This is a genomic window from Nocardia tenerifensis NBRC 101015 (assembly GCF_000308715.1).
Taxonomy (GTDB): Bacteria; Actinomycetota; Actinomycetes; order Mycobacteriales; family Mycobacteriaceae; genus Nocardia; species Nocardia tenerifensis.
The window spans coordinates 1-4,820 of record NZ_BAGH01000511.1; the positions used below are offsets into that span (position 1 = coordinate 1).

General features: G+C 68.4%; 5 protein-coding genes. All 5 read left to right on the forward strand.

The features are described 5' to 3' along the window. Positions 1–216, forward strand: a 216-nt coding sequence (locus ON39_RS34740; protein ID WP_040740547.1) for a kynureninase/PvdN C-terminal domain-containing protein, incomplete at its 5' end; no start/stop codon positions are given. Positions 217–218: 2 nt separating this feature from the next. Beyond that, complete coding sequence (locus ON39_RS34745) at positions 219–1,625, forward strand: MFS transporter (RefSeq protein ID WP_051187484.1); 1,407 nt, start codon at positions 219–221, stop codon at positions 1,623–1,625. Positions 1,626–1,775: 150 nt separating this feature from the next. Further along, positions 1,776–2,510 (forward strand): GntR family transcriptional regulator, encoded by a 735-nt coding sequence (locus ON39_RS34750; protein WP_063713422.1) that lies wholly within the window; start codon positions 1,776–1,778, stop codon positions 2,508–2,510. 225 nt (positions 2,511–2,735) lie between these two features. Further along, a complete protein-coding gene (locus tag ON39_RS34755; protein ID WP_040740548.1) occupies positions 2,736–3,719 on the forward strand; it encodes a dimethylarginine dimethylaminohydrolase family protein in 984 nt (327 codons plus the stop codon). Between the two features lie 45 nt (positions 3,720–3,764). Next, the coding region (locus ON39_RS34760; protein WP_218006193.1) for an MFS transporter at positions 3,765–4,820 on the forward strand (1,056 nt) is incomplete at its 3' end.

The following is a 4,820-nucleotide window of genomic DNA, read 5'->3' on the forward strand; positions in this document are numbered from 1 at the left end:
CGCGGCAGCCACGTGTCGCTGCACAGTGACTCGGCCGAGCGGCTCGCGAAAGGCCTGGCGGCCCGCGGTTTCCATCTCGAACTGCGCCCGCCGGACCTGCTGCGCTTCGGACTGGCGCCGCTCTACATCCGGCACGTCGACGTCTTCGACTGCGTCGCGGCGATGGAAGAGCTACTCGCCGAGGAGAACACCGGACACGGCGGCCCGCGACGGTGACGATGCCGCCGGAGCGGGTGCGGACGGCCCCGCCGCCGACTGTCGACGGGACCGTACCCGGGTCCCCCCGGCGTTGGCTGGCGCTCGCGGTCGTGCTGACCGGACAGTTCATGTCGTCGATGGACACCACCGTCGGCAATATCGCGGCCCCCTCGATCCAGCAGGACCTGGGGATCGAGCCGGGGACCGCCGCGCTCGCGGTCACGGCCTACACGCTCACCTACGCGAGCATGCTGATCACCGGCGCACGACTGGGTTCCGACCGCGGCAGGCGCCGACTGTTCCTGATCGGGATCGCGGTGTTCACCGTCAGCTCCGTGCTGATCGGCTCGGCGCCCGACGCCGTCGTGCTGATCGGTGCGCGCGCCGTCCAGGGGCTGGGCGCGGCCATGGCTGTGCCGCAGGCGATCTCGTTCATCCAGGCGGACTTCGTCGGTAAGGCGCGTACGCGGGCGCTGGCCGCCTACGGCGCGATGATCTCCATCGGCGCCACCTCCGGACTCGCCATCGGCGGCGCGCTGATCAGCCTCGACGTCTTCGGATTGGGCTGGCGGACAGTCTTTTTGATCAATCTGCCGATAGGCGTCGCGGTGCTGGCCGGAGCCGCCCGGTTGCTGCCCGAGATCGCGGTTTCCCCAAGGCGACTCGACCTGGCCGGGGTCGGCCTGCTGACCGTCGGCGCCGCGTCGATCACGGGCGCCCTCGCGCTCGGCCCCGACACCGGGTGGTCAGGGTTCGGCTGGGCGGTCGCGGCCCTGGGCGTCGCGGTGCTCGCGGTGTTCGTCGCGTGGCAGCGAATCCAGCTGCGGCGCAATGGCGCTCCGCTACTCGACCTGAGCATCATGGCGGTGCCCGGCATGCGGCCCGGCCTGATCGCGTTGCTGTTGTCGAGCACCACCTACACCGGGGTGCTGTTCTGCGTGGCCGCCGATCTCCAGGACCAGCACGGGCACAGCGCCGCGGCGGCCGGACTCGCGCTGGTGCCCTTCGCGATCGGGTTCGGGATCGGCTCGGCGCCGGGCTCGCTGGTGCCGCACCGGCGACACCTCGCCCTGACCATCGCCGGCCTCGCCGTACTCGGCGGCAGCCTGATCCTGATGGGCGCGATCGAACACGGCGACGGCCTCGACACCGGTTCGGCCGCGATGCTGTTGGCGGTGGCCGGATTCGGCTACGGGGCCTGCTTCACGCCGATGCTCGGATTGACGGTGGCGCATGTGCGCCCCGGCCAGGTGCCGGACGCCACGGGCATCGCCACCACCACGTTCCAATTCAGTTTCGTCCTCGGCGTCGCGGCCTTCGGCAGCCTCTACACCTCCACCACACTCGCGTTCGCGCTTGTAATAATGGGCGCGCTCGCGTGTGCCGCGATCGTCCCGGCGGCAATGATTCATCCCATAAATAACTAAGGGACGCACGGGAACAACGCGCGGCGAGGCGAAATGTTGTCCGCCGGGGCCGGGGAGTGTTAGAAACTGAACTGGATCCGGATCCGGATGCGAACACTCCACGCAGAGGTAGGCGGCACCGTTCTGATGAGCGCACGACACAGACCGATCATGGCTGCGCTGGGGCACATTTCGGTGCCGCAGACACAATCCAGGTCGGTTATCGAGTCGACTCTGTCGGAGGCGATCCTGAACGGAACCATTCGCCCCGGAACGCCGCTGCGGCAGGAGGAGCTCGCCGAGGTTTTCGGGGTGAGTCGTATGCCGGTGCGCGAGGCCCTGATTCAGCTGGAGGCAAAAGGCCTCGTCCGGTTGCGGACGGGCAAGGGCGCCGTCGCCGTGAACATCGACCCGGTCGACTTCTTGGAAACATATGACCTGCGCCTGATCATCGAACCCGCCGCGCTGGAATTATCGATTCCGAATCTCACCGACGCCGATATCCACGAAACTCGAAGCCTCGCCCGCCGTTTGGATACGGAAACCGACCCCGTCACCGTGGGGCGCCTGAATACCGAGTTCCACATGTCGCTGTGCCGGAAAGCGACCAACTATCGCTTGCTGAAGCTGGTGCGCGCTGCCCTGGAAGAGGAGGAGCAGATCATCCGGCTCCACCTCGCCGGACTCGGCGCCGACGCCATCGGCCAGGCCGAACACCACGCCCTCGCCGACGCGGCCGAGGCCCGCGACGCCGCGGCCGCCACCGCCGTCCTGCACCGCCACCTCACGGCTGCTGCGGACACCCTGCGGGACTACCTGACCGCGTGCGGCGGTTCGCTCGGCGAGCGGGCCGTCCCGGCGGGCAGCGCGCCCTTCGCCCCGGCGGGTCTCGTCCGGCCGTCCTGAACTCCCCTTTCGCACGTACCGGCGTTTCGTCGCAGCGTCAAGAGGCGGCGGGCACACGCACGATAACGATCGACCGCACAAATGGTTGCTGGTTGGTTGCAATAGTTCATGGGTTACGGCGATGCCGCGGTGTCTCGGTCCCGGACAGCCCCATGATTTCGCAGGTTATGTGGGCCTAAGCCATTCGTGGACAGTGTCCGATTCGGGTTTTTAGGATTCGATTCCATGGTTGCTGAAACTGCGAAGGTCCGGGTCGACAGCGAGTTCGCGCCGCTGCGCAGCGTGGTCGTATCCCAGAGCGAGTTCCGCGCGCCCGCCAATGCCGCGATCCTCGGGCACTCCATGCCGGTGGAGGACAGCGCGGTGGAGATCCTCGAGGCGGTGTGGGGTAAGGACTTCGGCGAGGTGTACCCGGAAAAGCAGAAGGCATGGGAGGCCGAGCGCGACGAACTTGCGGCGGTGCTGACCCGGCACGGCGTGGAGGTGCTGCGGCCGCGGCTGTTCAACGACACGGAGAAGGAGGCGGCGGGGGACACCGGTTACGCCAACTTCTTCGTGCGCGACCCCTGGTTCACCGTGGGTGAGCACGTGATCGAGGGCGTACTGCAGTTCCCGCATCGCCGGATGGAGGTGCTGCCGAGCCGGCAACTGCTGCTCGACCGGGTCGTGCCGTCCAGCGCCCGCTACGTCGCGCTGCCGCAGCCGGAGGCGTCGCCGCTCGGCCACCCCGGCGGGGGTCCGTTCCTCGAGGGCGGTGACGTCCTGGTGCTCGGCAAGGAGATCTTCGTCGGCTGCTCGGGCATGGCCACCAACGAGCTCGGCTACCGCTGGCTGGCGAAGTACCTCGAGCCGTTCGGGTTCACCGTCACCGAGGTCACGCTGCCGGAGCATGTGCTGCACCTGGACTGCGCGATCAGCCTGATCCGGGACGGACTGATGATCTCCTGCCCCGCCCGACTGCCCGCCGGATTGCCTGCCGCACTGCGTGATTGGGAACAGATCGAGGTCAGCGAGGACGAGGCGGCGGCCATGGCGACCAACGGATTGTCGATCGATCCGAGCACCTACCTCACCGATCCGGAGTTCGAACGGGTCGGCAAGGAACTCGAGGGGCGCGGAATCACCGTGGAGTACATCGACTTCTCGGTCTCGCGGCTGTTCGGCGGCGCGTTCCGCTGCACCACCCAGCCGTTGCTGCGCGCCGACTGACGCCGCGCCGGTCCGGCGACGACTCCAGCTGGAAGGACATCCGAGATGGGCACCGACCGTACCGGTACCGGCGCGCGCTGGGCGATGCTCGCCGTGCTGTGCGCGAGCGTCTTCGTGGTGATGATGGACGTGACGATCCTGAATGTGGCGTTCCCCGCGGTCATTCGGGATATGCAGCCGGATCCGTTGACGCAGTTGTGGATTGTCGATATCTACGCGCTGCTGCTCGGCGGACTGCTCGTGCTGTGCGGCGGACTGGGGGACCGGATCGGCCGCAAGCGCATGTTCGTCGCGGGGTGGGTGGTGTTCGCGCTCGCGTCGATCGTCGCCGCCACCGCGAACGAGCCGTGGCAGCTGCTGGTGGGGCGCGCGCTGTGCGCGATCGGCGCGGCGATGCTGATGCCCTCGACGGTGTCGATGATCCGCAATATCTTCACCGACGATCGAGAACGCGTGCGCGCCATCGCGATCTGGTCGGCGGTGACCGGCCTCGGTGCGGCGGCCGGTCCGGTGGTCGGTGGCCTGCTGGTGCAGAACTCCGGCTGGCGCGCGGCCTTCTGGCTGAACCTGCCGTGCGCGATCGCGATCATCGCGGTGAGCGTCCCGCTGCTGCCCGAGTTCCGGTCGCCGGGGCGGGGGCAGTCGCTGGACCTGGTGGGCGCGGGCCTGTCGGTGGTCGGCATCATGGCGGTGGCGTGGGGCATCAAGCACACCGCGACCGGGTCGCTGACCGTCGCCGATCTGGTGGTGTTGGCGATAGGCCTTGCGGCGCTGGCGCTTTTCGCCCGACGTCAGCTCCACCTCGACGACCCGCTGCTGGACGTGCGGCTGTTCCGGCGCGGTCCGTTCACCGCGGCCGCGGTCGCGATCTTCGTTCCGCAGATCGCACTCGGCGCCATGCGGGTCGGTCGGCGGCGCGGCCGCCGTGGCGGCGCGCAAGGGCGGGGAGGTGGGGGAGGTCATCATGAATCATGCTCGGGACGCGTTCGATTCGGCGTTGACCGCGACCTCGTTCATCGGAGCGGGCATCACCGTGCTGGCTGTGCTCCTGGTGGTGCGGTTGACGCCGCGCGACTTCTCGATGTCCTCAGAAAAGAACGA

Bases quoted from the DNA above. Each gene is read 5' to 3' on its own strand.
- ON39_RS34745 (WP_051187484.1), top strand. From the start codon at position 219: ATGCCGCCGGAGCGGGTGCGGACGGCCCCGCCGCCGACTGTCGACGGG.
- ON39_RS34750 (WP_063713422.1), top strand. From the start codon at position 1,776: ATGGCTGCGCTGGGGCACATTTCGGTGCCGCAGACACAATCCAGGTCG.
- ON39_RS34755 (WP_040740548.1), top strand. From the start codon at position 2,736: ATGGTTGCTGAAACTGCGAAGGTCCGGGTCGACAGCGAGTTCGCGCCG.